The organism is Lacticaseibacillus sp. 53-4 (genome assembly GCF_016861805.1).
Lineage (GTDB): Bacteria > Bacillota > Bacilli > Lactobacillales > Lactobacillaceae > Lacticaseibacillus.
The window spans coordinates 1-3,349 of sequence record NZ_BOLT01000065.1 but is presented as its reverse complement, the minus strand read 5'-3'; the positions used below and the strand labels follow the sequence as shown (position 1 = coordinate 3,349).

The window sequence follows — 3,349 nt, the reverse complement described above, 5'->3', positions numbered from 1 at the left end:
TGAAACACCAAAGCAGCGCAGTCCCGTGTGAATCGTGGGATTGCGCTGCTTTTTTGAAATTCTATGAATAATCCAGGGAGAATGAAAACGGCACCACTAGGAGGAACTTATGATTAAACTCGTCGCCGTCGATATGGACGGCACTTTTCTCAATTCGCAGCAGGACTACGACCGCGAGCGGTTCGCCAGGGTCCACGCGCGCATGACCGAGCTCGGCATTCGCTTCGTCGTGGCCAGCGGCAACCAGTACTACCAGCTGCGCTCATTTTTCACTGACTATCCGAACACGATTTACGTTGCGGAAAACGGCGCGTATATCCGCGACGCCGAAACCACCTACGCCGTGCATACCTTCAGCCCTGAGGCGACTGAGACCATCACGCAGTACCTGAGCGCCGACCCGGTGCTTTCAGCCATCGCGTGCGGCGTGAAGACCGCGCACATTCGCGGCAGCGAGGACCCCGCGTTCATCAATGAAATGCACCGCTACTACCACCGCCTGCAGCTGCAGGACACGCTTGAGGCCCCCGACGATCAGATCATGAAGTTCGCGACTAAAATGCCGCCGGCGCGCACCCAGGAGTACATCGATAAGTTCAGCGAGGCCTTCGCCGGCATCGCCGTGCCAACCAGCTCCGGCCATGGCGACATTGACATTATCCAGCAGGGCCGCCACAAAGCTGCAGGGCTAGCCGAACTCGGTGAGGCGTTGAACATTCCGCTCAGTGAGATGGCGGCGTTCGGCGACGGTGGCAACGACCTGGAAATGATCCGCGAATGTGGCCTGGGCGTGGCGATGAAGAACGCCGACCCCGAGGTGTTGGCCGCGGCGGATGCGGTCACGCCGGTCGACAACGACGCATCCGGCGTCTGCGCTTTTCTTGAGGATTATCTGAAGTAAAAGAGGGTTTGGATCGTGAGTAAAAAACTGTATCTGATGCGCCACGGCGAGACCTTGTTCAACGTCCTGGGCCGCATCCAAGGCTGGTGCGATTCGCCGCTGACCGCCCGCGGCATTGCCCAGGCAAAAACGGCGCGGCAGTGGTTCGCCGCGCACCATGTCAAGCTGACCGAGGCGCACTGCTCGACGGCCGAGCGCGCCTCTGACACCTTGGAGCTGGTGACCGATTTGCCGTACACGAGGGAAAAAGGCTTGCGCGAGCACGGCTTTGGCCGCTTCGAGGGCCAGCCGGAGTACCTGAATCCTGCCATTCCGTATGGGGACTTCTTCGAGCCATACGGCGGCGAGGCGGATCAGACCACCATCGAGCGAGTAGTGGCGACGGTCGACCGATTGATGGCGGCGGCCCCAGAGGACGCAAAGGTACTGTTGGTGTCCCATGCCGGCGCCTCGCACAGCTTCCTGTCGCAGCGGGCCCCAGCCGGGGTGCTTAACGAGCGAATGCCTAACTGCGGCATCGCGATTTTTAATTACGATGAAGGCGCGTACTCGTTCGAGCAAATCGTCGACCCAGTCGCCTGGGCAGAGCAGCGGGAGGGCAGCCATGACGAAATATGATTTTGACACTGTGATCGATCGCTACGGGACGTACTCGGACCAGTGGGATTACGTGCAGACGCGCTTCGGTGAGGCCAACCTCCTGCCGTTCACCATTTCCGACATGGACTTCGCCACGGCGCCTGGCGTGCGCGACGTGCTGGTCAAGGCGTCGCAGAAGGGTATTTTTGGCTACACGCACTGGGACAATCCGGCGTTCAAAGGCGCCATCGCCGGCTGGTTCGACCGCCGCTACCACGTGGCCATCGCTCAAGACGCTATCGTTTACAGTCCCAGCGTCATCTTCACACTGGCCAAGCTGCTCGAGCAGTTCAGCCAGCCCGGCGACAAGGTCGTCACCTTCAGCCCATGCTACGACGCGTTCATTAAAACCGTGACATCCAACCACCGGTTGCTGCTGGCGTTCGACATCAACCACGGCGTCGACTGGGCCGCGCTTGACGCCTACTTTGCGTGCGAGCACCCGGCCGTGTTCCTGCTGTGCAACCCGCACAACCCGCTGGGCATCGCCTGGTCGGGTGAGGACATGCAGCGCATCGTGGAGCTGTGCAATGCCTACCACGTCGCCATCATCTCCGACGAGATCCACATGGGCGTGGTGCGCCGCGGGACCGTTGTGTACTCGCTGGCCGCATACTTCGATCAGCTCACCGTACAAAAGGCCGTCATCTCTTCGGCCGGCAAGGCGTTCAACGTCACTGCGCTCGGTTGTTCATACGCGCTGATCCCCGACGCGCGTGACCGCGAAGAGTTTGTCTACGGCCTCGAGTACCGCAGCGCGCTGTCGTCTGTGCCGTATCTGGGGATGCTGGCGACGATTGAGTGCTACAGCCACCAGGAGGAGTGGCTGAACCAGCTGTGCGACTACATCGACGGCAATTACGCTTTGTTGCCAAAGTATCTGAAGGATGAGGTCGGGCTGGATTACAAGATTCCGGCCGCTACCTACCTGGCCTGGATTGATATTTCGCCGCTCGGCATTACCATGCCGGCACTGCAGCACGAGATGGTTCATGGGCAGAAAGTCGCCATTATGGACGGGCGTGTTTACGGCAATGGCGGGGCCAATCATCTGCGGTTTAACCTTGGGGCGCCAAGGAGCAAAGTTAAGGAAGGGCTGAAGCGGTTTGCTAGCGCAGTGAGGGCAGTGAGGCATTAGATTGTAATTGCTGACTATCCGTACTCAGAACAGTTAATCTATGATTGGTCGGGTGTCTGGCCGACCTTTTTTTGTAGACTGCGTTCAAGCTGCTCTGATAGACTGGTGCTGGTAGAAAAGGAGGAAGCTCAGTTGATGAATGAACTGACAGTGGAACAAGCTGCTCATCTTGCCGAGGAGGCGGGCTTCTTTGGTACCGATTCGTTCGTGTCAGCATTTAAGGAGCAGGAGGGGCGCCTGCCTAAGAAGGTCAATGGTAGTTATGCGCGGGCTGTGTTGCTTGGCGAAACGGAAAATGATTATGTTTTTACATCTGATGTATACGAAGAGACGCCTTTAGAGTCCGAGCTTTTGATTGGCATACCTTATTATCTTTTTGTTGACAAGTTTTCTGGACTGCGGCCGATGCCGGTTTCAATACTGGATTTTGATGCTAATGAGATTGTGAAGCGAGCGCCAGCATATTACGAGTGCTTTGGATCGGAAGACAGTGACTAATTATTTGCATTGTTCCGCCTGCCGTTTGTCTTAGCAATGCGAAGCAAGGTTAATAAAAGACTGCAGCGGCTTGGCACAGCAGTTAAGGCAATTAATGGCCTCAATTTTCAAGTCAAGTGCAACGGTGATAACGAATCCTTGATAGTGGTCTAGGTTGTTAAGCCATGCGTCGG

General features: G+C 57.2%; 4 protein-coding genes. All 4 read left to right on the top strand.

Features of this window, described 5'->3' with window-relative positions; all coding sequences use genetic code 11:
* The first annotated feature begins 109 nt into the window (after positions 1 to 109).
* Entirely contained in the window at positions 110 to 901 is a 792-nt protein-coding gene (locus JUF21_RS11795; RefSeq protein ID WP_203664842.1) for a Cof-type HAD-IIB family hydrolase, read from the top strand.
* A 15-nt stretch (positions 902 to 916) separates the two neighbouring features.
* On the top strand, positions 917 to 1,519 hold the full coding sequence (locus JUF21_RS11790) for a histidine phosphatase family protein (protein WP_239061463.1): 603 nt from the start codon (positions 917 to 919) through the stop codon (positions 1,517 to 1,519).
* Positions 1,506 to 2,678, top strand: coding sequence for a MalY/PatB family protein (locus JUF21_RS11785; RefSeq protein ID WP_203664840.1), 1,173 nt, complete (start codon positions 1,506 to 1,508; stop codon positions 2,676 to 2,678). The genes JUF21_RS11790 and JUF21_RS11785 overlap by 14 nt, the downstream gene beginning before the upstream one ends.
* Before the next feature lie 135 nt (positions 2,679 to 2,813).
* Positions 2,814 to 3,176 (top strand): hypothetical protein, encoded by a 363-nt coding sequence (locus JUF21_RS11780; protein ID WP_203664832.1) that lies wholly within the window; start codon positions 2,814 to 2,816, stop codon positions 3,174 to 3,176.
* Positions 3,177 to 3,349 lie beyond the last annotated feature (173 nt).

What these genes read in the sequence shown, in the direction of transcription:
- JUF21_RS11795 (WP_203664842.1), top strand. Translation starts at nt 110, where the DNA reads ATGATTAAACTCGTCGCCGTCGATATGGACGGCACTTTTCTCAATTCG.
- JUF21_RS11785 (WP_203664840.1), top strand. Translation starts at nt 1,506, where the DNA reads ATGACGAAATATGATTTTGACACTGTGATCGATCGCTACGGGACGTAC.
- JUF21_RS11780 (WP_203664832.1), top strand. Translation starts at nt 2,814, where the DNA reads ATGAATGAACTGACAGTGGAACAAGCTGCTCATCTTGCCGAGGAGGCG.